A 23,970-nucleotide genomic window follows, 5' to 3' on the forward strand; every position below is an offset into this window, starting at 1 on the left:
ACACGGCTACCGGAAGGAACCGCGAGTCTCCAATGCCTATCGGTGACAACTGCGAGATCCACCCCACCGTCGTGATCGGCGACGAAGTGACCATCGGGAACCGGGTAAGCATTGGGCCGTACGCCGTGCTCACCGGGCCACTCGACATCGGCGACGACTGTTGGATCGGCGCACATGCCACTCTCGGGGCGCCGCCGGAGTGGATCGGAAAGGTACACCCGCGTACGTGGGCCGAGGCGAGCCCTCACAAGGGAGTCGTCATCGGCGCGGGCACCGTGATCCGCGAGATGACCGCGGTCCACCAGGGTGCCGAGCGAACGACGCGCATCGGTCGCGGCGGCTTCATCATGAACCGTATTTCGGTGGCGCACGACGTCCAGATCGGCGACGACTGCGTCATCGCGCCGTCCACGACCTTCGGCGGGCACGTGACCATGGGCGACGGCGTCAACCTGGGGATGAACGCGGTGATTCACCAGCGTCGCGTGATCGGCGACCGCGCAATGGTCGGGATGGGCACTGTGGTTGCCAAGGACATCCCACCGTTCGCCACGGTGTTCGGCAACCCCGCCGTTCTGCGCGGTACAAACCGCGTGGGCATGGCAAGAATCGGGATCGCCGAGGCAGACATCGCCGTGATGGAGGCGCTGTACGACTCGGCAAACCCGGGTGCACATACGGACCTACCGGAATCACTCGCCGACGCGTTCGCCCGGTGGAGGGGGCTGGCAATCAAACCGCTCGTTTCGAGTTTCTCTTAGTATCTGTGCTCGCCCTTCGGACGCCGAGTTCCGTGACGTGACCGAAGGCTGCTACATTTCGGCACAGTGATTCGCAAATCTTCTCTGTGACCCAGACCCTCCGCGACTATCGTGCGCCACGCCTGCGCGGGGCGGTGATTCCGTGCGCTCCCAAGGGGAACCCGATGTCGGGTTCCCAGCTCCAGCTCTCAACTACTGGAACTGCCTCTTGGAGCACACTTGAGCACCTCATCGATACATCCCGCACCCACGCTTGTAGAGCGCACAGATCTACGCGGCGAGTGCGGAAGTTGTTTCGCACTCTGCTGCACCGCCTTTGGATTCTCCCGATCGGTGGACTTCGCCGCGGACAAGCCGGCCGGATCTCCCTGCCGGAATCTCGCACCAGATTCCTCATGCACGATCCATGAGAAACTGCGCGCCTGTGGCTTCCGCGGCTGCACGGTCTTCGACTGTTTCGGTGCGGGACAAGCCGTCTCGCAACGATTGTTCGACGGCGTCAGCTGGCGCGAGCGCCCAGAGTCGAAGCAGGAAATGTTCTCGGCTTTCTCGATCATGCGCCAGCTGCACGAAATGCTCTGGTACCTCTACGAAGCGCAGGCCCGCACGTATGATCCAGATTCCGCGCAACAAGCCCGCGACTTCGCGTCAACCATTGCGACATTGGCCGGTGGCAGCGCAACCGAATTGTTCTGCGCTGACCTGGATGCCTTGCATTCCGACGTCAGAGCAATCCTCATGGACATCAGCGAGGAAGTCCGGGCTTGCTACTTCGCCGACGGTGAGCGCTTGGACTCGAGCCTCGCGCCCGGATCGGACCTTGCCGGAAGGAATCTCCGGGAGCACCGGCTGCGTGGCGCGGACCTGCGGGGCGCCTGCCTGATAGCAGCGGATCTGCGGTACCTCGATCTTGCAGGGACCGACCTGCTCGGGGCGGATCTACGGGACGCCAGGTTGGAGGGCGCAGACCTCTCGGCCGCCCTACACGTCACCCAGCCTCAGATCAATGCCGCCCGAGGCAGCGTCGGAACGCTCCTACCCGACGGTGTTGCTACTCCCTCACATTGGCACGGGTGATCTGTCCGGATCAGATCCGGTGTCAGTGGTTCGATATCGGCAGAATAGTCAGCTGCCGAAGATCGATCCGAGGGAGCCGAGGGAGCCGGTCGCGGGTGCTTCGACGGTGACCGTTGCTGTGAGGCGGACAGGGGCACCGACACCGTTGTCGGCGGTGAGAGTGAACGGGTAACTGCCTGCGGCGGTAGGTGTTCCGGACAGGGTCGGAAGACCTGTGGCGGGATCGTTCGCGAACGTCATTCCGGGCGGCAGCTTCGCCGGGTCGACGACGGTGACGACAGGGTCCGGTGTCCCGGTGGCGGTGAAGGTGCGGGTGAGGCTAGTTCCGACGGTGCCGGTCAATGCGACGGATGTGGTGTCGACGAACGCTGGATCGACCAGATCGGGGATGGTAGGCGCCGGGACGGTCGCATAGTGCGCGCCGCAGCAGCGCTGAAGAGCCATCCACCAGGCCTCACCGCTAACAAGGCGCTCGAATACCACACCATTGACCTCCACCACCTCGGTGAGACGGGTCGCTATGCCCGAGGAGGGGTTCCATCCTGCGAGACGGACCCAATCGCCCTCACTGAGGTCTGTGCGCACGACGGTGTGACACCACCTGCCCGTGTTGTGGGGGTTATTGGCATTGGAGTCATCGACCCAGGTGTCGAACGTGACGTCCGAAATCCACTGGCCGTGCCAGGTGTCTTCGGGTGGGTTTTGTCTCGGTTTGCCCTCATTCACCTGGAAAGCGATGGTGTTTCCATCCTTCGCGTCTGAGCAGAACCGGGCGTGGTAGGAGACTGTGGTGTCGGCGGACGCGGTACCAACTCCTCCGGCGAGTGCAATGGCGGCGGTCGCAGCAAGGAGAGTGGCGGCGATACGGCCACGTCGGGTGCGGCGCAGAGGATCAGGTGTTGTCACGGTTGGTGTGCCTTTCCTGCAGAATCCGCGCGGGGGTGCGGAGCGGTCACGGGAAGCAACCGCGCGAATGAAACATACCGGACATTCGTCCTGATGTATGAACTTCGCTGACGATTGGTCGCGGTAGAGCCTGTCTCGGAATCGAAAGACTTTGCCGCGTATGTGGAGCGGGGTCGCCGATGAGCCGTTGAAGACCACTGTCACTGTCCCCTTACCGCATCACTACCGATGCGGATGGGACTCCCGGCGTGGCTGGCATTGCAAAGAGCACCGCACGAGGCTGAAAGCGGGCGTACTCCGGCGCGTCGACTCAAATCATGCACCCCAGTAAAGGGTTTGTCTTGTGTGTCAGGCACCATTGCCGAGGTCAAAGAGGCTGCAGACACAGTTCTTGTCTGCTGCCACACGGATAGAGACGCGAACCGTCGCGTTTCCATAGGAGGGGATTGAACCGAATGATGCTGCCGATACCAACTATTGCCAGAACCAAGGCCTGGGTGGCCTGTCGTTCGCGGGGCGCATTAGCACGCAAGGGTGGAGCGGCGGTACTCGGCGCGGGGCTGGCAGCAGCCGCCCTAGTGACAGTGACTCCGATCGCCAACGCTGAGATCGTCATCGGCGGTTGCACGGTCGTCGACAATCCCACTCCCGAAAATTTCACCGTCTGCCCCGGGGTAGACCTCAGGGACTCGGATCTGCACGGCCTGAACTTCTCCTACGCTGACCTAACTGACGCGACGCTGTTCCGCACGAACCTCAGCGGCACCAAGCTCATCGGCGCGAAACTCGCCGACGCGTGGATCGGTTGGGCGAACCTAGCCAACGCGGATCTGACCGGCGCCAACCTGGCCGGCGCGGATTTAGGTTCTAGCGACTTAGCCAACGCGGATCTGACCGGCGCCAACCTAGCTGGCGCGGATATGCGATCTGTGGATATCGCCGATGCGAACTTCACCGGCGCAAACTTGACCGGGGTAACACTGGCGACGTATTCAACCCGGGATACACGCGGTCTGAACTTCACTGACGCCAACTTGACCGACGCAAACCTGAGGACGATTCTAGCCGGTGTCGAGCTCAATGGGGCGAACCTGACCGGGACCCATCTGACCAACGCGGATCTGACCGGCACAATGCTGATTCCTGCCGACACGACTGTGACGGCCGATGAGTTCGGCAACGCGACGGTCACATGGCCCACGCCGCCAAACCTGACCGGTACCACCTTTGGAAGCTGCGATCGAGCCTCGGGCTTCAGCTTCCCGGTGGGGACGACAACCGTTCGTTGCACCGTCAACACCAGCGCGAGTCAGGGAGCGGGCAAGTTCACTGTCACCGTGCTCCCCTTCCCTGTTCTTGCTCCTTCGATCGTGGGTGACCCCTCCGAAGGTGTGGTCGGGGGCGATTACACCTACGCATTCGAGGTCTCCGGCTCCCCGGCTCCGACGGTCACCACAACAAGCGAGCTGCCGGCAGGGCTGACCCTGTCCAAACAAGGCGTCCTGTCCGGAACACCCACCGAAGCCGGAACATTCCCGATCACCGTCACCGCCAGCAACAGCGCCGGAAACGTCGATCGACAGGTCACCATCGTCATCGCGTCCGCCCCGTCCATCGAGGGTGATCCCGTAGAGGGTGTGGTTGGGGTTGACTACACCCACGCGTTCGAGGTCGCCGGATCCCCGGCCCCCACGGTCACCACCACAGACCCGCTGCCCGCCGGACTGACCCTCTCCGAAGACGGCGTCCTGTCCGGAACACCCACCGAGGCCGGATCATTCCCAATCACCGTCACCGCCAGCAACAGCGCCGGCGATGTCGACCGGCAGGTCACCGTCGTCGTAGTCGCTGTCCCGTCGATCGGCGGTGACCCCGCAGAGGGCGTGGTCGGCGTCGACTACAACTACGCATTCGACGTCGCCGGCTCCCCGACACCGACGGTCACCACCACAGATCCCCTGCCGGCAGGGCTGACCCTCTCGGAACAGGGCATCCTGTCCGGAACACCCACCGCGGCCGGATCATTCCCGATTACCGTCACCGCCAGCAACAGCGCCGGCGATGTCGACCGGCAGGTCACCATCGTCATCGCCTCCGTCCCGTCCATCGAGGGTGATCCCGCAGAGGGTGTGGTCGGCGTCGACTACACCCACGCGTTCGAGCTCGCCGGCTCCCCGACACCGACGGTCACCACCACCGACCCGCTGCCCGCCGGGCTGACCCTGTCCGAAGACGGCGTCCTGTCCGGGACACCCACCGAAGCCGGGTCATTCCCGATCACCGTCACCGCCGGCAACAGCGCCGGAAACGTCGACCGGCAGGTCATCGTCGTCGTAGTCGCTGTCCCGTCGATCGGCGGTGACCCCGCAGAGGGCGTGGTCGGCGTCGACTACAACTACGCATTCGACGTCGCCGGCTCCCCGACACCGACGGTCACCACCACAGATCCCCTGCCGGCAGGGCTGACCCTCTCGGAACAGGGCATCCTGTCCGGAACACCCACCGCGGCCGGATCATTCCCGATTACCGTCACCGCCAGCAACAGCGCTGGTGACGTTGACCGGCTGGTCACCGTCGTCATCGCATCGGATGGGGACCCCGACACCGGATCGCTCGACACCGGATCCCTCGGAACCGGATCGCTCGGAACCGAGTCGTTGGAAAGCCTGTCTGGTAGCTGACACTTGTGGTGCTCCAACGATGGCCGACCTATCCATCGTTGGAGCGCCACCGTTCTGCACGGACCACTTCACCCACCAGCGCATACCGAAATGTTCTCCCGCCGTCGACTCACGACATCGCCGGAACCCTCCACCAACGCCACGGGTGACGAACTCGCTGCGGGGCTCTCGGGTACACGCAGGGAGAACGTGACTCTCTCGGTGCCTGCCTCGAACTGGTGATCCCGGCGAGTCGGTCTCTGCTACCCCGCCGCCGCTCCCGAACCATTGCACAAAGCGCAACTACTCAGGTCCGTGGTGTGCGGGTGCTGGTGGTCAGCGAACAACGCAGTCGATGCGGCTAGTGTTCGGCGCCCATCCGGCCGCTCAGACGCACGTGGCGATCTTCGGAGGCTTTGTTGAGACCGACGATGTCGACGTTCTTCCCCTTGGCCGCGTACTTCGTGGTGATCGCGTCGAGCGTGGCCACCGTCGAGGCATCCCAGATGTGCGAGTCGGACATGTCGATCACGACGTTCTTGGGATCCCCGACGTAGTCGAACTGGTAGATCAGATCGTTGCTCGAGGCGAAGAAGAGCTCCCCGCGCACCGCATAAACGCGGGTGTCGTCGTCGGGGTGCGCGATGTCGACGACCTCGGTCAGGTGAGCAACCCGGCGGGCGAAAAGCACCATCGCGGTGACGACACCCACGATGACGCCGTAGGCCAAGTTGTGGGTGAGGACAGTCACTGCGACGGTCGCGAGCATCACCGTCGTCTCGCTGCGGGGCATGCGTCGCAGCGTGTTCGGGGCGATGCTGTGCCAGTCCATCGTGCCGACCGAGACCATGATCATGACCGCGACCAGAGCTGCCATCGGAATCAGCGCGACAACGTCGCCCAGACCCACCACGAGCACCAAGAGGAACACACCCGCGAGGAACGTGGAGATCCGGGTACGGGCACCGGAAACCTTGACGTTGATCATGGTCTGGCCGATCATCGCGCAGCCGCCCATGCCGCCGAACAGACCGGTGACCAGGTTCGCGACACCCTGACCCCAACCCTCGCGAGTCTTGTCCGAATGCGTGTCGGTGATGTCGTCGACGAGCTTCGCCGTCATCAACGATTCGAGCAGTCCGACCAGCGCCATCGCCAGGGCGTAGGGGGCGATGATCGACAGCGTGTCCATGTTCATCGGCACGTCCGGGATGAGCCATGAGGGCAGGCTCGAGGGGAGTTCGCCCTCGTCGCCGACGTTCGGGACGTTCAGCGCGAACAGCACGGTGACGGCGGTCAACAGCACGATCGCCACCAGCGGTGCGGGAACCGCCTTCGTGAACCGGGGCAGGAACACCATGATCAGCAGTCCGACCGCGACCATCGGGTAGACCAGCGTGGGCACGTCGATCAGATGAGGCAACTGAGCGGTGAAGATCAGGATCGCCAAGGCATTGACGAACCCGGTCATGACGCTGCGCGGAATGAACCGCATCAGCCTTGCCACTCCGAGCAGGCTCAGAACGATCTGCAGTACGCCTGCAAGCAGAACGGCGGCGATGAGATAGTCCAGGCCGTAATCACGGGCCAGGGGTGCCACCACTAGAGCGATCGCCCCGGTCGCGGCCGAGATCATTGCGCGACGACCACCCACAAACGCGATGGTCACTGCCATGGTGAATGAGGCGAACAACCCCACTCGCGGATCGACGCCGGCGATGATGGAGAACGAGATCGCCTCCGGAATGAGCGCGAGGGCCACCACCAGGCCGGCAAGCACCTCGGTCTTCAGCCTGCGCGGGGATCTCAGTGCCGCACGCACCGACCCTTCGTCGAGAAGTGTGTCGGGGTGTTGTACTGACATCAAAACTCCGTTCGCACGGCGCGGGAACGCCGATGCCGCTAGCTGTTCGAACGGCGCCACGTTGCGCCGCGGACGAGGAATTATCGGGGTCGGCAGTGCGGCCCGAGAAGGCTCGCGGCGGTGCGCCACTTTCGCCTGCCCGCACATACGGCGGGACTTGGTGTTCACTCTCGACCGAGCGACTCTACCCTCCCGCCGGAGAAGAGTTCCACTCACCGGATCGGCACCCCCTTGATTGCTATCGTCGAGGGGGTGCATTGCGCGCCGCAGGGCACTGACGTGAGGGGTGGTCGGTTGTGAGCGTCGAGCCACGATCCACATCCGCCGACGGTGGCGGGAGTACCCCGACTCCAGCGACCTCGACTCACGGCGGCCGAGCCGTCCCAGCTCACGGCGGCCGAGCCGCCCCAGCTCACGGTGGCCGCGCCCTCCTCATGAGGGCAGCGCGGGTTGCCGTCACTCTTGCAATCGTGGTGGCCATCGGTATCGCGGTGAGGTCGCAGTGGAGTGAGGTCCGCGACACCATCACCAATCTGGACTGGTGGGCGGTTGCTGTCTCCGCTGTCTTCGTCTTCCTCGGAATGGGCGCTGCGGTGCGGTCATGGCAGCATGCGCTCGGCGCCCTCGAACATCCGATACCCGCGTTCGACGCCGCCCGCTGCTACCTGGTCGGTCAGCTCGGCAAGTATCTTCCCGGCAGTGTCTGGGCCTTCGTCCTGCAGACCGAGCTCGTGCGCCGGGCCGGAGTTTCACGGGCCAATGGTTTCGTCGCCGTACTCGTCACTGTCGGCCTGAGTGTGACGTCGGCACTGGTCGTTGGACTGCTCGCGCTGCCCGCTCTGTTCCAGATCAGCACTTTCGCAGCGGTAGCCGTGACTGCGCTCGTTCCGGTTGCGCTCATCTGCTGCTACCCGCCTGTGCTCACCCGCCTGGTGAACCTGGCGTTGCGGATCCTGCGTCGTGCGCCGCTGCAGAGGCAATTGGCCGCGCACAAGATCGCACTGGCCCTGGGTTGGTGCGCTGTCAGCTGGGTGCTGTACGGCATCCACCTGTGGTTGCTGGCGTCGAGTTCATCGGGATTCGAGCCAGACTCCATCATGCGGTGCATCGGTGCCCTCGCACTCGGCATGGTCGCCGGTGTGCTGGTGGTCATCGCGCCGTCCGGAATCGGGGTTCGCGAGGCCGTCATCGTCGCGGCGCTCTCCCCGTTCATGGACAGCGGCGTCGCACTCGGGCTCGCCCTCGCATCACGCCTGATCTTCACCCTGTGCGAGGTGTTCGCCGGATTCGTCGCCGCAGTCTCGGGATCGCGGGTCCTGCGCAATGCACTGGTCCACGAAGACTCGCGGGTGCCTGCACCGTCATAGGACGGCAGACGGTCCGTCAACCGATTACGGACTCCCTGCCCGCATACTCCTTTTCCACGGGCTCCTTCTGCGCGCGCCACCAGGATTCGTTGTCGCGGTACCACTGCACGGTTGCCTCGAGCCCACTGCGAAAGTCCCCGTACCGCGGCGTCCAGCCCAATTCCGTGCGCAGTCTCGTCGAGTCGATCGCGTAGCGGAGGTCATGGCCCGGCCTGTCGGTGACGAAGTCGAGGTCGTCGGCGGGGCGGCCGAATAGTTCCAGAAGCGTTCCGACGACGGTCCGGTTGTCGACCTCACCGTCCGCACCGATCAGATACGTCTGCCCGAGACTTCCCTCCTCGAGGATCGTCCACACCGCGTGGTTGTGATCGTCGACATGGATCCAGTCGCGCACGTTCCTTCCGGAGCCGTAAAGGCGCGGGCGCACCCCGTCGATCAGGTTGGTGATCTGACGCGGGATGAACTTTTCTACGTGCTGGTACGGGCCGTAGTTGTTGGAACAGTTCGACAAGGTGGCACGGACGCCGAACGACCGCGCCCAGGCTCGCACGAGCATGTCGCTCGACGCCTTGGTCGCCGAGTAGGGGCTCGACGGGTTGTACGCCGTCGATTCGGTGAACCGCTCGGGGTCGTCGAGCTCGAGGTCGCCGTACACCTCGTCGGTGGAGATGTGGTGGTAGCGGACGTCGTGCGCACGTACGGCCTGGAGCAGCGAGAACGTACCCATAACGTTCGTGTGCATGAAGGGCATCGGATCGGCCAGCGAGTTGTCGTTGTGCGACTCCGCGGCGAAGTGGACCACCGCATCCGAGCGTGCTACCAGGCCATCTACCAACGCGACGTCTGCCACATCGCCGTGCACGAACTCGATGCGGTCCGCCACCGAGTCGAGCGAGTTCCGGTTTCCCGCGTATGTCAGCGCGTCGAGTACCGTCACCTGGACCTCGGGGCGTTCAGCGACGGTCTGGTGCACGAAGTTCGCACCGATGAACCCGGCGCCACCTGTCACGAGAAGCCTCATGTGCACCTAGCCTAATGGCGCGTTGCGAGTTTCTATCCGCAACGAACACTGGAACACTGCGCATATGCGCGGAATCATCCTGGCGGGCGGCACCGGATCCAGGCTTCACCCGATCACTCTTGCGGTGAGCAAGCAACTGGTCCCGGTCTATGACAAGCCGATGATCTACTACCCGCTCTCCACCCTCATGCTCGCCGGCATCCAGGACATCCTCGTCATCACCACCCCGCACGACTTGGAGCAGTTCCGCATGCTGCTCGGGGACGGTTCTCAGTTCGGGGTGAACCTCACCTACGTGGTTCAACAGGAGCCGAACGGTCTGGCGCAGGCATTTACGCTCGGTGCCGACCACATCGGCAACGAGTCGGTGTCCCTGATACTCGGCGACAACATCTTCTACGGCCCCGGCCTCGGCTCCCGGCTGGGCCGATTCGAGAACATCGACGGTGGTGCCGTGTTCGCCTACCCGGTATCCGATCCCAGTTCCTACGGTGTGGTCGAATTCGACGACGCCGGCAAGGCGATCTCCATCGAGGAGAAGCCCGCCACCCCGAAGTCGCACTTTTCCATTCCCGGCCTCTACTTCTACGACAACGACGTCGTGTCGATTGCGCGCGCGTTGACGCCGTCCGATCGTGGCGAATACGAGATCACCGACGTCAACCGGGCCTACCTCGAGGCTGGTCGGCTGAAAGTCGAGGTGCTGCCCCGCGGAACCGCATGGCTCGACACGGGCACCGTCGATTCACTGCTCGAGGCAGCGAACTTCGTGCGCACCATCGAACATCGACAGGGACTGAAAATTGGCGCCCCCGAAGAGGTCGCATGGCGGCGCGGATACATCACAGACGACGAATTGCGCTCCCGCGCAGAAGCTCTCGGAAAGTCGGGATACGGAGACTATCTCCTCGAACTACTCGAACGCGGTAAGGACTGATGACGTGGATTATCGGGAACTGAAGATCCCCGGCGCCTGGGAGATCACCCCGCAGCAGTTCGGTGACCATCGCGGCGTATTCCTGGAGTGGTTCAAGGATTCGAAGTTCGAGGCCGCCGTAGGTCACGGTTTCGATCTCGCGCAGGCCAACTGCTCGATCTCGGCCGCAGGTGTCATGCGCGGCATCCACTTCACCAAGAATCCCCCTGGCCAGGCGAAATACGTCACCTGCGTAAAGGGTGCGTTCCTCGATGTCATCGTCGACCTGCGGGTCGGATCACCCACGTTCGGGCAGTGGGATTCGGTGCTCATCGACGATATCGACCGGCGCGCGGTCTACCTCTCCGAAGGTCTCGGTCACGCAATCATGTCTCTCGAGGACGCGTCCACCGTGATGTACCTGTGCTCGATCGAGTACACGCCCTCGCTCGATCACGACATCCATCCACTCGACCCCGACCTGGCGATCGAGTGGCCCATGACAGGCCGAGACGGCACCCCGCTTACCTTCCAGCTTTCCGAAAAAGATTCGGCCGCACCGTCTCTCAAGCAAGCCCTGGATGCCGGCTTGTTGCCGATCTACGGCTGATCGGCCCCAAGTCGTCGTCCATCCGGATCGGCGACGGCGGGCCAGTTTACACGATCGATGCTCGTGCTCATCGGAACTCACGTAGTCTCGAGTTCAGAGGAACTGCATAGCGAAACGTAACGTGAACTGCGGAAATCCAACGTCAGGAGTACTGCAATGTCCTCCCCCACCAACGGTCCGACACCGCCCCAACCTGCCGCCGGTCCCGCCGGCCCGAACGCTGGCCCACTACGACCCCCGAGCAACGCAGGCTGGGCAGTCGCGTCTCTCATTTTCTTCTGGCCTCTGGCATTCTCGGCCTTCAACCATGCGTTCAACGTGTTCCCGTTGTGGGCCAGCGGAGACGTCGCCGGGGCGCAGGATGCGTCCAACCGCGCCCGCCGATTAGGGCAGATCTCCCTGTGGATCTTCGGCGGATTGCTGCTGCTGTTCGTGGTGCTGTATGCAATCGGCCTCATAGTGCTGATCGCCAACGATGGCGGGCACGGAAGGTACTGGGACTAAGCAAGTTGCCGGGCGAATGTACCGTTCGACGCTTCGGTTGCGTCGAACGGTACATTCGCCCCTTCCAATACCGAGCTAGGAACCGTCGACAGTCAGCGTGACGCACAGTCCGCCGAGGTGGCTGTCCGATAGCACGACGTTTCCGCCGTGCAGTGCTGCTTGCTGAGAAACGAGTGCCAACCCGAGGCCCGATCCCGGTTGGCGAGCGGCTCTCCCCCGCTCGAAACGCTGCAACACCCGTTCGCGCTCGTCGACGGGCAACCCGACGCCGTTGTCGTCCACTCTCAGTGCGAGCATGCGCCGGTTGTCGGGGGTTCCGATCGGCACCGCGGACAACTCGATCTCGGTGGCACCTCCGTGCGTGATTGCGTTGCGCAGCAAGTTATCTGCCGCGAGACGGATCCCGTCAGGCCATCCCGTCATCGGCACCGAGCGGTCAGCCCTGACCGTGATGCGGACTTCGGGGTGTGTGCGCCGCAAGTCCTGCGCCACCCGGTCGAACAACTCGATGACATCGAACCGGGCGCGGTCCTCGGGCCGCATCAACTCGCCCGCGGCAAGTTGACCGAGCGCGGTGACGGTCGACTCGACGCGACGTTGGGTACGGATGAGATCTCCCACGATCTCGTCGAGTTCGGGTTTCGAGAGCGGAAGGGTGCGCACGATGTCGAGGTCCGCGCGCATAGCGGTGAGCGGAGTGCGAAGCTCGTGAGCGGCGGACGCGGCGAATCCGCGCGCCGAATCCAACGCAGTCCGGGTCCGCTCCTGCGCGGAGTTCATCCGACTCCACATATCGGTGATCGCCTCGGCGAGCTCCTCCGCCTCGGCTGCACCCTTCACCCGAGGAGGCGTGTGCTGGCCGTCCGAGGTGAGCGTGCGCGTCTGGGTGATCAGCTCACGCAACGGGCGCACGGCGCGGCCGGCGAACAACCATCCGAGCAACGTTGCCAGCACCACCGCCAGCACACCCCCCACGGCGATGCGAGGGGCCAAACGACCCACCACCGCTCGAGTGGGAGGCTCTGGGATTCCCACGGACAGCAGTGCGCCTTCAGGCCGGTTCAGTTCGCGAGTGCGAACCCGATAGCTCACTCCGTCCACGACCTCGGTGGAAAGGCCCACGGATGCGGGGGGAAGCGTGACCGGCGTGGATTGGAGGACAGCGCCGTCCAACCTCATCGTCGCCACGTAACCCCGCCCGCGCGCGAAGGGATTGGCGCCCCCACCCACTGCTTCCGCGACCGCGTCCACACGGCGATCCCGTTGCCGAGATTCGTTGCTCACCAGGGTGATCGCGGTCAGTGCCGCCACCAGAAGGACCACCAGTGCGGCCGCAAGTCCGGCCGCCCAGGCAACCCGGGCTCGGACGGAAAGCGAGCGTGCGGGGGCAGTCATCGCGGCGACTGCTCACGGAGGACGAATCCGACACCACGGACCGTTTGCACCAGACGATCCGCGCCGCCGGCCTCGAGTTTCCTGCGCAGATAGCTGATGAACACGTCGACTACGTTGGTATCCGCTGCGAAGTCATACCCCCAGACCAACTCCATCAGCCGTTCGCGGGAGAAAACCACACCCGGGTCCGCGCTCAACGTCGCGAGTAGTTCGAACTCGCGCTTGGTCAGGTCGACTCTATTGCCTTCCATGAACACGAGCCTTCGTGCCAGGTCGATCTGTAGTGGTCCGATCACACGCGCACCACCGCTCGTCGGTTCGGAGGCGGCGGTCCTGCGAAGCAGGGCGCGCAGCCGAGCCACCAGTTCGGTGATATCGAACGGTTTGATCAGGTAGTCGTCCGCTCCAGCCTCCAACCCCGCCACCCGGTCGTTCACCGTGTCGAGTGCGCTGAGCACACAGATCGGCACTTCGTTGCCCATTGCGCGCAACGCCGTCACCACCGCGACACCGTCGAGGCCGGGCATCTGAATGTCGAGTACCAGAGCGTCGGGGGCCGTGATGCTCATCTGGCGAAGAGCGTCACGCCCGTCGTTGGCTGTGGTGACGGCGAACCCCGACATCCGTAGGCCCCGGGCTACCGAGTGCCGGACGTCGGGGTCGTCGTCGACCATCAGAACCTTCGGGTCAGTGCTCATACCCGACGATCTTGCCCCGTATCGCCTGCCAAATCACTTACCGGCGCCACGCACACTGCACTCTTTGCGGAGTTCGAATTTGGCCGATCGGGCATCTTTCACCGCAGCGGCCAACTCCGGGTTCTCGGCGAGGTTCGCCTCGGCCTGCGCCTTTCGCTCCTCCTTGGGCAGCTCCTTCATTTCTGCAGCCCGATCCCTGAGCTCCGGGTAGGTCTCGAAGAGAGCGTCCATCTTGGCCTGGGTCTCGGCGCGCGCCGCATCGATCTGCTCAGCCGTGCACGCCGGCCTGTCTGCCCGGTCCGAGGGAGACGCCTGTGCCAACGGTGCCGACAGCATCCCCGCCGCGGCCACGCCCATCACGGTGACTGCGATCCGTCGAAAGTTCCTGTTCGAGCTTCTCATGTTTGCACTCCCATTTCGGTTGACGTGCGACGTTTGCCGCTGACATCGAAACCTAAGGGGAGCTTCTTCAACCACCGATAAACGCGTCTGAGAAATTTCTTAAACCTGTTCACCGGTAGTCGTGCGGCGAAGTTCTTGGCGGCATTTCCCACTCTCTACCGCCCCGATCCGGCGGATGACAGGATGCTCGAATGACAACGATGACCAGCGAACGAATCGAGGTCCGGCGGGCGATCGCGGCGGACCCGGCAAAGATCTTCGGAGTGCTCTGCGACCCTCAGGGACACGTTGCGATCGACAGTTCCGGCATGCTGATGTCCGCCGAAGGTGACGTGGTCACGGCCGTCGGCGACACCTTCGTCGTTCATATGGACCGCGATGCGCTACACGACTTGGACCTCGGACTCTATGACGTGACCGTGACCATCGAGACGTTCGTGCCTGACCGAGAGATCTCATGGAAGATCCTCGGCCGGATCCGCCCGCAGATCGGGCACGTGTACGGCTACCGTCTCGATGCGATCGATGAGGGAACGATGGTGACGTCGTTCTACGACTGGTCGGCGATCGATCCCGTCTGGCGTGAGGCAGGAATTTTTCCGGTCATCTCGGAAACGGCATTGCGCGCCACACTCGGCATCCTTGCACGCACCGTCGCCCCCGGACTTCCACGTCCGGAAGTTGCCGGGTGAACGTACCTTTCGACGCTTCGGAGGCGCGAAAGGTACATTCGCCCACTTGGATCGGTTATCCCGGCACCAAACTGGAACACGTTCTAGTATCGATCCGTGAACTTCGTCCTCGTCGACCATCCGCGTCCGGGCATCGCCTTGGTGATACTCAACCGCCCGGAACGCATGAACGCGATGGCGTTCGATGTCATGATCCCCTTCCGCGACGCGCTCGAGGAGATCAGCAACGACAATTCGGTGCGTGCGGTGGTCGTGACCGGCGCCGGTCGAGGTTTCTCCTCCGGCGCCGATCAGAGATCCGCCGGCACACTTCCGCACGTCGACGGCCTGACTCCTCCCACCGTCGCCCTTCGGGCGATGGAGATGCTGGACAACGTCGTCCTGGGACTACGCCGAATGCATCAACCCGTGATCAGCGCCGTCAACGGCGCGGCCATAGGAGGCGGGTTGTGCCTCGCGCTCGCCTCGGACATCCGGATCGCGTCGCACGAGGCCTACTTCCGGGCGGCAGGAATCAACAACGGCCTCACCTCGAGCGAGTTGGGCCTGAGTTACCTGCTACCGCGTGCAATCGGCGCATCCCGGGCGTTCGAGATCATGTTGTCCGGGCGGGACGTGTACGCCGACGAAGCCGAGCGGATCGGCCTCGTATCTCGCCTCGTGCCCGGCGAAGACCTCCTCGGTGAGTGCTTCGACCTCGCCGAGCGCATGTCCCGGTTCTCGCGGCCCGGACTCGAATTGACCAAGCGCACGCTGTGGTCCGGGCTCGATGCCGCATCCCTTGAATCGCACATGAACCAGGAGGGACTCGGGCAGCTGCTGGTGCGACTGCTCACCGACAACTTCGAGGAGGCCACCGCCGCGCGGAAGGAGAAGCGCGAACCGCGATTCCGGGACACCCGCTAGGCGCAGACGAACGGGTGCTCGCTAATTGAGCGAATTCGGCACCACCGCACGAATTTCGCCCAGATTCAGTCTGGTCCAGGAGTATCTTTTTAGAATGTCCAAGCCTGAATCGAATCCGCCGGACTGAGCTGTCGGACGTGACCAGGGCTCGCGTCCTATCCGTCGTCGCCGTGGCCGCCGCGGTGATCGGCACGCTAGTGCTGGCCTCACCTCGAGTGCACGAGCCCAATTCTCCTCCGACCGTTGTAGCCCCACACGCCGCCGCGCCGGCTGAACCCCAAGTCGCCCTCACACCGGAGGAGGTCGGAGCCAGGGTGACACCCTCGGTCGTTGCCCTCGTCTCGGATTCCGGACTCATCGAAACGGCGGGAACGGGGATCGTCCTCACCTCCGACGGCGTCGTCCTCACCAACCATCACGTCATCGACGGAGCACTCGACATCACCGCCGTCAGCCTCGGCAACGGTGCCCGATACGTAGCGGATGTTCTCGGCTATGACAGTTCTCGAGACATCGCCGTTCTCCAGCTGCAGGGTGCACGCGACCTCACCCCCGCAATGATCGCCGAAGATTCGACCCCACGGATCGGTGACCCGGTAATCGCTGTGGGTAACACGCATGGAGCCGGATTGCCGTTGACCGTCAGTGGTTTCGTGACCGACATCGGGCAGAATATCACCGCTCGCAGTTCCACCGACGGTTCCCTGAATCAGCTGGACGAGATGATCGAGGTGGACGTCCCCGTTCGCCCGGGTGACTCCGGTGGCCCTCTCGTCGACGCCACCACCGCCGTAATTGGGATCAACACCGCCGGTAACGCGGACGTGGACCCGTCGAAACCTGCTCCCTCCGAGCCGAGATCGTATGCGGTGCCGATCGCCACTGCCATGACGATCGTCGATCAGATCCGTGCCGGAAGGACGTCAGCCACCGTGCACATCGGTGACACTCCTCTACTCGGTATCCGTATCCGGGACCACGTCCAAGGCGCCGAAGTGCTGTGGGTCAGCATCGACACCCCGGCCGACGATGTCGGTATCGAAATTGGTGATGTCATAACCAGTTTCGCTGGAATACCTATCCGATCGTCCGCCGATCTCGACGAACTCATGATTGCGCGACACCCGGGGGACACGGTGGAGGTGCGCTGGTTCGGCGAAGGTGGACAGCAACACGCGAAGACGATCGTTCTCGAGAAAGGCCCGCCGAGATAGCGCGTCAGGCAGACTTACCCCGGACGATCCCGCGGTCCGGTTGAATGTGCGTCTCGACGAACCGCGCGATACGACGAAGCACCGCACGGCTTTCGGGCAGTCCTGGCCAAAACACGGGGAAAGCATGGACCTGCCCGTCCCAGATCTGCAGGGTCGTCGGAACGCCCGCAGCGCTCAGACGGTCCGCCATCAACTCCGAATCCCACCGCAGCACCTCACCTTCCGCGGCGAACAGCAACGACGGCGGCAGCCCTTCGAGGTCGCCGTTCACGGGAGAAAGCGCGCGGTCGAGGACACCATCCACCTCACCGCCGAGCCTGCTGATGGCGGCGATTGCTTCCACCTGGGCGAACACGTCGCGGGAAGCGTTGGCATGCTCGAACTTGTCGGCGCAGTCCAGATCGAGCAGCGGGGAGAGCCCCACAAGACCGGCGGGCAGATCGATGCCCGCCGCATTCGCCGTCAATGCCGTCGCGAACACCAGGAATCCGCCGGCAGAATCACCGACGAACACCGTCCCTTCTGGTCGGGCCCCGTTTTCGAGCAGCCAGTTGTACGCCGTGAGACAGTCGTCCACCGAACCACTGATGTTGGTGTCGGGAAGTTGCCGGTATCCCACATGCATGACCGGAAGCCCCGTCAGCTTGGCAATGGTAGCGACGATAGGCCGATGTGTGTTCAGCCCACAAGAGACGAATCCGCCTCCGTGAATATAGAGGACTACACCGCTACTGAAATCGGGGGAAACACCTGGCGCGCGAACGATCTCGGCGTTGAATCCGGGCAGTCGCACACGCTGCCTGCGAATGCCGGGGGCGGGACGAATCACAGCCGCCTTGTCCAGCAGCGCAGCGCCGCGAATCGCCGGATCATTTATCGGGGCAATCTTGGCGACAGGGCGGACGAACCATCTGAATGCACTGTAGAGAAGCTGGGATTCGACGCTCGGCCCCGCGAGCCTGGCTCCCGAACGGTACTGAATATCCGGTTTCCGGCCCACCTTGGACGGCTTGCGGTCGTTCGGCACAGATTTCATGCCCGGCTCCCTACTCGCCAGTACCGATCGTCTTTGATCGGTACGTTCCTTCCACGCTAGGTATCGAGTAGGCGCCCGTGGCGGCTATCGGGCGGCGTGTCCCAAGTCGTTATCAACTACGGGTCAATCGTTATTGACCGAGATCGAGGTCGTCGAGTTCCTCCACGACCGTCACTGTGCGCTTGCGACCACCGATTATTCTGCGAAGGCCTCGACGTTTCCCTGCACTCGCGCTGTCGGCCGGAAGGATGCGCTGGGGCGCAACCCTCGGTCGCTCTACCTGCACCGGAGGCGACGGAGGCAACACGCTGGCAACCTTCTTGTCCACAGGCGTTGACTGTTCCTCCGACGTATCGACCGGATCCGCGATCGGCGCCGCAGGCACGACAGATGTTCCGCTGAGCGGTACATCGAGCTCGTCATGGCGCGAGAATTCCGCTTCCGTGGAATTCAGGTCGGCGAGATCGACGTCGGCGAAGTCGACCGCCCATCGCACTCGACTTTCGAGACCGCGGTCGCGCAATTCTGCCCATATCTCGTCGTGCCACGCCGAAGGTTCGCCGCTGCCGAAGGCCCGGGAATTCGCACTGACCCACACCACCTCATCGGTCGGGTTCCGGTCGGCGAGATTCAAGACCGTGAGCCAATTCAACGTGTCCGAATAGCCGTCGTGCCGCCTCTTGTCGAGATACGGCCGAGCGCATCGCAACGCACGCCCGACGATATCCACGTGTGAGGAGTCGACCGGTTCCACGATGCCTATTCCCAGCGCATCGAGTTCACCGGCCACCGCCTCGGCGTAGCCCTCCGCCTTCGACCGAGCGGCCTCGACGAACCTGGTGAGATCATCTCGAAGACCCAACCTGTCGTACATCCTCGACCGGATCGTGAGGGCTTCGATCATGGCGGCCGACTCTTGCTCACAACGGTGGATCAACTCGAGCAGGACGAGGCGCGGAACCAGCACGCGTGCCCCCTGGCCGACCGCTCTTCGCACGAAGGCCTCGAAGCGCGCATTCCTCGTCACCGCCGAGGTATCGAGAACGATCAGCATCGTCTGATTCTGCACGGAATGGTCACGTGCTCCACCTCTCTTGCACGGTCGTTATGGAATGGAGAGTATGCCCGGTTCCGCAAAAGGGCGACTCACCTCTACCGGATTTTGAAGATCACCGCGCGTTGCACGACGAAGTTGATGACCGTCGCCGTGCCCTGCGCAATGACGAAGGCAAGCGGCAGGCGCCACCACACATCCGGGAACGCCTCATACATCACCCAGTTGAGGCCGACCTGCACGGCGAACGTGATCGCATACAGAATGACCACCGCGATGAAGCGGGCTCGGCTGGGTTCGGCCTTGAATGTCCAGCGGCGGTTGATCAGGTACGCGGTGGTGGTGCCCGCGATGAAACCGATCGACTTCGCGACGTTCACCGGGAGTCCTGCCACCTGAACCAGGAAGAAGTACAGACCGAAGTCGACGACGGCCGACAACCCACCCGTCAGGACGAACCGGACGACTTGTGTCTTCAGGTCGAGCGCATCGTCGGCGATGTTCTCGGTGACGGGGATCTCGACGGGGAGTGGAACATGTGGCTCTTGGTCGCGGCTCCGCGGGGTTTCTGGCACGCCGACGAGACTAGCCACCCGAGACTCATCCACATCGCACCGGAGCGTCACGGGCACTGCCTCCGTAATGACCGGCAGGTAACCTCTACCTCGATGTCCACGACAGCAGAAGAGACGCCGAGCCCGGCGCTACCCACAGAGCCCCGAAGCCTCACCGGCTGGGGACGCACCGCCCCCACCACGGCACGAGTGCTCTCCACCCCCGATGTGGAAGTAATCGCGAAGGCGGTCGCCCAGGTCGCAGAGCGGAACGAGTCGAAGCCCGCTCACCTGCAGCGGGGCGTGATCGCGCGTGGCCTCGGCCGCTCCTACGGCGACCCGGCGCAAAATGCCGGTGGCCTGGTCATCGACATGAATGCACTGAACCGGATACACCAGATCGACCGCGACACCCAACTGGTGAGAGTCGACGCCGGCGTCAATCTGGACCAGTTGATGAAGGCTGCGCTGCCGTTCGGCCTGTGGGTTCCGGTGCTGCCGGGCACCCGCCAGGTCACCGTCGGCGGCGCGATCGCCTCCGACATCCACGGCAAGAACCATCACAGCGCCGGTAGCTTCGGCAACCACGTCGTGTCCCTGGATCTCCTCACCGCGGATGGCAAGGTCCGGACGCTGAAGCCGAAAGGCGGCCGCAGCGACCCCAAGGGTGCCTTGTTCTGGGCAACGATCGGCGGCATGGGCCTGACAGGCATCATCCTCCAAGCGACGATCAAGATGACGCCAACCGAGACCGCGTACTTCATCGCCGACGGAGACGTCACCCAGACGCTCGACGAGACGATCGCGCTGCACAGCGACGGCAGCGAGGCCAACTACGAGTACTCGAGCGCCTGGTTCGACGCGATTGCCGCACCTCCGAAGCTGGGGCGGGCCGCGATCTCCCGCGGTTCACTGGCCAAGCTCGACCAGTTGCCGCCCAAGCTGCAGAAGAATCCGCTGGCCTTCGATGCGCCGCAGTTGCTGACCTTCCCGGATGTCTTCCCGAACGGGCTGGCCAACAAGTTCAACTTCTCGATGATCGGTGAGTTGTGGTTCCGCAAGTCCGGCACCTATCGCGACAAGGTCCAAAACTTGACGCAGTTCTACCACCCACTCGACATGTTCGGCGAGTGGAACCGCGCGTACGGATCCAACGGGTTCCTGCAGTACCAGTTCGTCGTACCGACCACCGCGGTCGAGGAGTTCAAGGCGATAATCCGCGACATCCAGAAGTCGGGGCACTACTCGTTCCTGAACGTGTTCAAACTGTTCGGCGAGGGCAACCAGGCCCCGCTGAGCTTTCCTATCCCGGGCTGGAACATCTGCGTCGACTTCCGCATCAAGCCCGGCCTGAACGAGTTCGTCACCGAACTCGACAAGCGGGTGCTCGAGTTCGGCGGCCGTCTCTACACGGCCAAGGATTCGCGAACCACCGCCGAGACGTTCCACGCCATGTACCCGCAGATCGACAAGTGGATCGCCACACGCCGCAAGTACGACCCCACCAATGTCTTCGCCTCCGATATGTCCAGAAGGTTGGAACTGTAAGTGATCAACGCTGTCGGTAACCCTCAAACCCTCCTGCTGCTCGGTGGCACCTCCGAGATCGGTCTCGCTATCTGCGAGGAATACCTGAAGAAGGCGCCGATGCGAGTGATCCTCGCGGCGCTGCCCGGCGACCCCGGTCGAGATGCCGCCGTGGCGCAACTGCAGGCGGCGGGCGCGAGCGCCGTCGAGGTCATCGATTTCGACGCCGTCGACACCGAAACCCACCCCAAGGTGATCGACGAGGCCTGGGCCAAAGCGAATGGTCGCTCCGCAGGCTCCGCTCCTGCCGCGAATGGCCGCTCCGCAGGCTCCGCTCCTGTCGGTGACATCGACGTCGCCATCGTCGCGTTCGGCCTGCTCGGAGACGCCGAACAATTATGGCAGGACCAGCAGAAAGCCGTTCAGATCGCCCAGGTCAACTACACCGCAGCCGTCTCCGTCGGCGTGCTGGTGGGCGAGAAGATGAAGGCCCAGGGCTACGGCCAGATCATCGCCATGTCGTCCGCCGCCGGCGAGCGCGTGCGCCGCTCCAACTTCGTGTACGGCTCCACCAAGGCCGGGCTCGACGGGTTCTATCTCGGCCTGGGTGAGGCCCTGCGCGAATTCGGGCCGCGGGTGCTCGTCATCCGTCCCGGCCAGGTCCGCACCCGCATGTCCGCGAACGTGAAGGAAGCCCCGCTCACCGTAAACAAGGAAGACGTGGCCAAACTCGCGGTCACGTCGGCGGAGAAGGGCAAGGATCTTGTCTGGGCCCCGGGCGCCTTCCGATACGTGATGATGATCTTGCGACACATCCCACGTCCGATATTCAAGAAGCTGCCCATCTAAGCTTCGCCCTTGTGACAACTGAAGCAGAGACGGTTGAAGCACAGACGACGGACGCAGACGTAGCACCGGGCCGAAAGTCCCTCTCGACCGCTGTCGAGATGCTGCTCGGGGCGATCGTCGCCTCGGTGGTCGCCGCGGTCGGGCTGTTCGCCTTCTCGCGCGTGCAGTGGCCGGCGTTCAACTCGTCCAACGTGTTGCAAGCCGTCACGACGGTCGGTCAGGTCGTGGCCATCGCGGGTATCGCCCTGGCGGTGCTGCTCGTACGCATGCACCGGGCGGGCCGGTTCGCAACGCTGCTGTCGTGGGCGAGCCTGTCCGGATTCGTGACGATCACGCTCGGCCTTCCGCTCGCCGCGACCAAGCTGTACTTGCACGGAATCTCCGTCGACCAGGAGTTCCGCACCGAGTACCTCACACGGCTGACCGACTCTGCCGCGCTACGGGACATGACGTACGCGGACCTGCCGCCCTACTACCCCGGCGGCTGGTTCTGGGTGGGTGGGCGCGTCGCGAACCTACTCGGAATCGACGGGTGGGAAGCGTTCAAGCCGTACGCCATCGGGTCCCTCGCTGTGGCCGCAGTAGTGGCACTGGTGCTATGGACCAACCTGATCCGCCACGACTTGGCCATCCTGGTGTCGCTCGCGAGCACGGCGTTGATCTTGGCCTACGGTTCCCCCGAGCCGTACAGCGCCGTGATCGCGCTGCTGGTCGGTCCGAGCCTGGTCCTCGCTTGGGGCGGCTTGCACCGAGTCAGCGACCGAGGCGAGGGGGTCCGCGGTGGCTGGGGCGCGGTAATCGGCACCGGACTGTTCCTCGGTCTCGCTGCCACGTTCTACTCCCTGTATCTCGGCGTCGCCGCCTTTGCGGTAACTCTGCTCGCGCTGCTTGCAGCCACGTTGCGAATACGAGCGCAGAAGTCGTGGAGGGCGGCGATCGATCCGCTGGTGCGGTTGGTTGTGATTGCCGCAGTGTCGGGGGCGCTGGCGCTCACCGTCTGGCTTCCCTATTTGCTGAAGGTGGCGCAAGGCTCGCCGGCAACCTCGGGAACAGCACTGCACTATTTGCCCGAGTCGGGTGCGCAACTCCCTCTGCCCATGATCGAGTTCTCGCTCACCGGGGCGTTGTGCCTGCTAGGCACCCTCTGGCTAGTTGCCCGAGCATCCTCGTCGCGACGGGCACAGGCACTTGGGGTCGGTGTGGTGGCCATCTACGTGTGGTCGCTGACGTCGATGGCGTTCACGGTCCTCGGCAGCACACTTCTCTCGTTCCGACTCGAGCCGGTTCTCATAGTCCTGCTCGGTACCGCCGGCGTGTTCGGATTCGTCGAGTTTGCTGGATGGCTCGTACTCGCCACCAGCGACAGTCCACGAGTCAAGGGTGCTGCGATCGTGGTCGGCGTGCTCGCCGGGCTGGCATTCACCCAGAACATCCCGCAATTGCTCGGCTCGGACATCACCGTCGCCTACACCGATACCGACGGCGACGGAAATCGCGCAGATATGCGTCCGCCGGGCGCAGCGGCGTACTACGGCGAATTGGACGAGATCATCTCGACACAAATTCCCCGCGATCGTGACGACACGGTAATCCTGACTGCCGACACCAGCTTCCTGAGCTTCTACCCCTACCTCGGGTTCCAGGCGCTGACGTCGCACTACGCCAACCCCCTGGCAGATTTCGCCGAGCGCGCGCAGACCATCGAAGACTGGAGTGAATTGCAGACTCCGGACCAACTCGTGGCTGCGCTGGACGAATCTCCCTGGCGTGCGCCCGACGCGTTCATCTTCCGCCAGGGCCCGGACGGCTACACGCTACGCCTAGCCGAGGACGTCTATCCCAACGATCCGAACGTCCGCCGCTACACCGTCACCTTTTCCAAGGACCTGTTCGACGACCCACAATTCGCCGTGTCAGAGGTCGGACCGTTCGTGATCGTCTCGAGAATCTGAGTAGT

22 protein-coding genes are annotated in these 23,970 nt (G+C 63.7%); 13 read left to right on the forward strand and 9 right to left on the reverse strand.

The features are described 5' to 3' along the window. Nucleotides 1-32 precede the first annotated feature (32 nt). Nucleotides 33-761 carry a DapH/DapD/GlmU-related protein gene (locus tag BFN03_RS16940; RefSeq protein ID WP_070379984.1) on the forward strand — a complete coding sequence of 243 codons (729 nt, stop codon included), beginning with the start codon at nt 33-35 and terminating at the stop codon, nt 759-761. A 219-nt stretch (nt 762-980) separates the two neighbouring features. Further along, entirely contained in the window at nt 981-1,838 is an 858-nt protein-coding gene (locus tag BFN03_RS16945; RefSeq protein WP_070379985.1) for a pentapeptide repeat-containing protein, read from the forward strand. 48 nt (nt 1,839-1,886) lie between these two features. On the opposite strand, the gene BFN03_RS16950 is transcribed toward BFN03_RS16945, so the two are convergent. Then, on the reverse strand, nt 1,887-2,744 hold the full coding sequence (locus tag BFN03_RS16950; RefSeq protein ID WP_157109640.1) for an Ig domain-containing protein: 858 nt from the start codon (nt 2,742-2,744) through the stop codon (nt 1,887-1,889). A 578-nt stretch (nt 2,745-3,322) separates the two neighbouring features. Here BFN03_RS16950 and BFN03_RS16955 point away from each other — a divergent pair. Continuing rightward, complete coding sequence (locus BFN03_RS16955) at nt 3,323-5,425, forward strand: pentapeptide repeat-containing protein (protein ID WP_070379987.1); 2,103 nt, start codon at nt 3,323-3,325, stop codon at nt 5,423-5,425. Nucleotides 5,426-5,765: 340 nt separating this feature from the next. Here BFN03_RS16955 and BFN03_RS16960 read toward each other — a convergent pair whose 3' ends face one another. Continuing rightward, entirely contained in the window at nt 5,766-7,268 is a 1,503-nt protein-coding gene (locus tag BFN03_RS16960; protein WP_070381017.1) for a SulP family inorganic anion transporter, read from the reverse strand. A gap of 434 nt (nt 7,269-7,702) precedes the next feature. Between BFN03_RS16960 and BFN03_RS16965 the strand changes: the two genes are divergently transcribed. Then, a complete protein-coding gene (locus BFN03_RS16965) occupies nt 7,703-8,635 on the forward strand; it encodes a lysylphosphatidylglycerol synthase transmembrane domain-containing protein (protein WP_070379988.1) in 933 nt (310 codons plus the stop codon). A 16-nt stretch (nt 8,636-8,651) separates the two neighbouring features. Here the strand turns inward: BFN03_RS16965 and rfbB are convergent, their stop codons facing one another. Beyond that, on the reverse strand, nt 8,652-9,656 hold the full coding sequence (gene rfbB / locus BFN03_RS16970; protein ID WP_070381018.1) for a dTDP-glucose 4,6-dehydratase: 1,005 nt from the start codon (nt 9,654-9,656) through the stop codon (nt 8,652-8,654). Nucleotides 9,657-9,720: 64 nt separating this feature from the next. Here rfbB and rfbA point away from each other — a divergent pair, with 64 nt between their 5' ends. The 3 genes from rfbA (at nt 9,721) to BFN03_RS16985 (ending at nt 11,686) form a co-directional block, all read left to right on the forward strand. Beyond that, nucleotides 9,721-10,593 carry a glucose-1-phosphate thymidylyltransferase RfbA gene (gene rfbA, locus BFN03_RS16975; RefSeq protein ID WP_070379989.1) on the forward strand — a complete coding sequence of 291 codons (873 nt, stop codon included), beginning with the start codon at nt 9,721-9,723 and terminating at the stop codon, nt 10,591-10,593. 4 nt (nt 10,594-10,597) lie between these two features. After that, the gene (locus BFN03_RS16980) at nt 10,598-11,182 is read left to right on the forward strand and encodes a dTDP-4-dehydrorhamnose 3,5-epimerase family protein (RefSeq protein WP_070379990.1); all 585 of its coding nucleotides are present in this window, start codon (nt 10,598-10,600) and stop codon (nt 11,180-11,182) included. Nucleotides 11,183-11,338: 156 nt separating this feature from the next. After that, nucleotides 11,339-11,686, forward strand: coding sequence for a CD225/dispanin family protein (locus BFN03_RS16985; protein WP_070379991.1), 348 nt, complete (start codon nt 11,339-11,341; stop codon nt 11,684-11,686). Nucleotides 11,687-11,761: 75 nt separating this feature from the next. On the opposite strand, the gene BFN03_RS16990 is transcribed toward BFN03_RS16985, so the two are convergent. Genes BFN03_RS16990 through BFN03_RS17000 form a run of 3 tightly spaced genes read right to left on the reverse strand, consistent with a single transcriptional unit; the run spans nt 11,762 to nt 14,181 of the window. Further along, complete coding sequence (locus tag BFN03_RS16990) at nt 11,762-13,081, reverse strand: sensor histidine kinase (protein ID WP_070379992.1); 1,320 nt, start codon at nt 13,079-13,081, stop codon at nt 11,762-11,764. After that, nucleotides 13,078-13,779 (reverse strand): response regulator transcription factor, encoded by a 702-nt coding sequence (locus BFN03_RS16995; RefSeq protein ID WP_070379993.1) that lies wholly within the window; start codon nt 13,777-13,779, stop codon nt 13,078-13,080. Before BFN03_RS16995 ends, BFN03_RS16990 begins: the two co-directional genes overlap by 4 nt. Nucleotides 13,780-13,812: 33 nt before the next feature. Then, nucleotides 13,813-14,181 carry a hemophore-related protein gene (locus BFN03_RS17000; RefSeq protein ID WP_084385663.1) on the reverse strand — a complete coding sequence of 123 codons (369 nt, stop codon included), beginning with the start codon at nt 14,179-14,181 and terminating at the stop codon, nt 13,813-13,815. Between the two features lie 191 nt (nt 14,182-14,372). On the opposite strand from BFN03_RS17000, the gene BFN03_RS17005 reads away from it, so the two are divergent. The 3 genes from BFN03_RS17005 (at nt 14,373) to BFN03_RS17015 (ending at nt 16,993) form a co-directional block, all read left to right on the forward strand. After that, nucleotides 14,373-14,873 carry a polyketide cyclase gene (locus tag BFN03_RS17005; protein ID WP_070379995.1) on the forward strand — a complete coding sequence of 167 codons (501 nt, stop codon included), beginning with the start codon at nt 14,373-14,375 and terminating at the stop codon, nt 14,871-14,873. A 96-nt stretch (nt 14,874-14,969) separates the two neighbouring features. Beyond that, nucleotides 14,970-15,779: an enoyl-CoA hydratase gene (locus tag BFN03_RS17010; RefSeq protein ID WP_070379996.1), complete on the forward strand. Its 810-nt coding sequence runs from the start codon at nt 14,970-14,972 to the stop codon at nt 15,777-15,779. A gap of 137 nt (nt 15,780-15,916) precedes the next feature. Next, nucleotides 15,917-16,993: a S1C family serine protease gene (locus BFN03_RS17015; RefSeq protein ID WP_070379997.1), complete on the forward strand. Its 1,077-nt coding sequence runs from the start codon at nt 15,917-15,919 to the stop codon at nt 16,991-16,993. A 4-nt stretch (nt 16,994-16,997) separates the two neighbouring features. On the opposite strand, the gene BFN03_RS17020 is transcribed toward BFN03_RS17015, so the two are convergent. The 3 genes from BFN03_RS17020 to BFN03_RS17030 form a co-directional block, all read right to left on the reverse strand. Next, nucleotides 16,998-18,029, reverse strand: coding sequence for an alpha/beta hydrolase (locus BFN03_RS17020; RefSeq protein ID WP_070379998.1), 1,032 nt, complete (start codon nt 18,027-18,029; stop codon nt 16,998-17,000). Between the two features lie 130 nt (nt 18,030-18,159). Continuing rightward, nucleotides 18,160-19,083 carry a PIN domain-containing protein gene (locus BFN03_RS17025; RefSeq protein ID WP_070381019.1) on the reverse strand — a complete coding sequence of 308 codons (924 nt, stop codon included), beginning with the start codon at nt 19,081-19,083 and terminating at the stop codon, nt 18,160-18,162. A 98-nt stretch (nt 19,084-19,181) separates the two neighbouring features. Then, the gene (locus tag BFN03_RS17030; protein ID WP_084385810.1) at nt 19,182-19,658 is read right to left on the reverse strand and encodes a GtrA family protein; all 477 of its coding nucleotides are present in this window, start codon (nt 19,656-19,658) and stop codon (nt 19,182-19,184) included. A 93-nt stretch (nt 19,659-19,751) separates the two neighbouring features. On the opposite strand from BFN03_RS17030, the gene BFN03_RS17035 reads away from it, so the two are divergent. The 3 genes from BFN03_RS17035 (at nt 19,752) to BFN03_RS17045 (ending at nt 23,965) form a co-directional block, all read left to right on the forward strand. After that, nucleotides 19,752-21,185 (forward strand): FAD-binding oxidoreductase, encoded by a 1,434-nt coding sequence (locus BFN03_RS17035; protein ID WP_070379999.1) that lies wholly within the window; start codon nt 19,752-19,754, stop codon nt 21,183-21,185. Next, entirely contained in the window at nt 21,186-22,013 is an 828-nt protein-coding gene (locus tag BFN03_RS17040) for a decaprenylphospho-beta-D-erythro-pentofuranosid-2-ulose 2-reductase (protein ID WP_070380000.1), read from the forward strand. Between the two features lie 98 nt (nt 22,014-22,111). Next, complete coding sequence (locus BFN03_RS17045; RefSeq protein ID WP_070381021.1) at nt 22,112-23,965, forward strand: galactan 5-O-arabinofuranosyltransferase; 1,854 nt, start codon at nt 22,112-22,114, stop codon at nt 23,963-23,965. Nucleotides 23,966-23,970 lie beyond the last annotated feature (5 nt).

The sequence above is a fragment of the Rhodococcus sp. WMMA185 genome (assembly GCF_001767395.1).
GTDB lineage: Bacteria > Actinomycetota > Actinomycetes > Mycobacteriales > Mycobacteriaceae > Rhodococcus_F.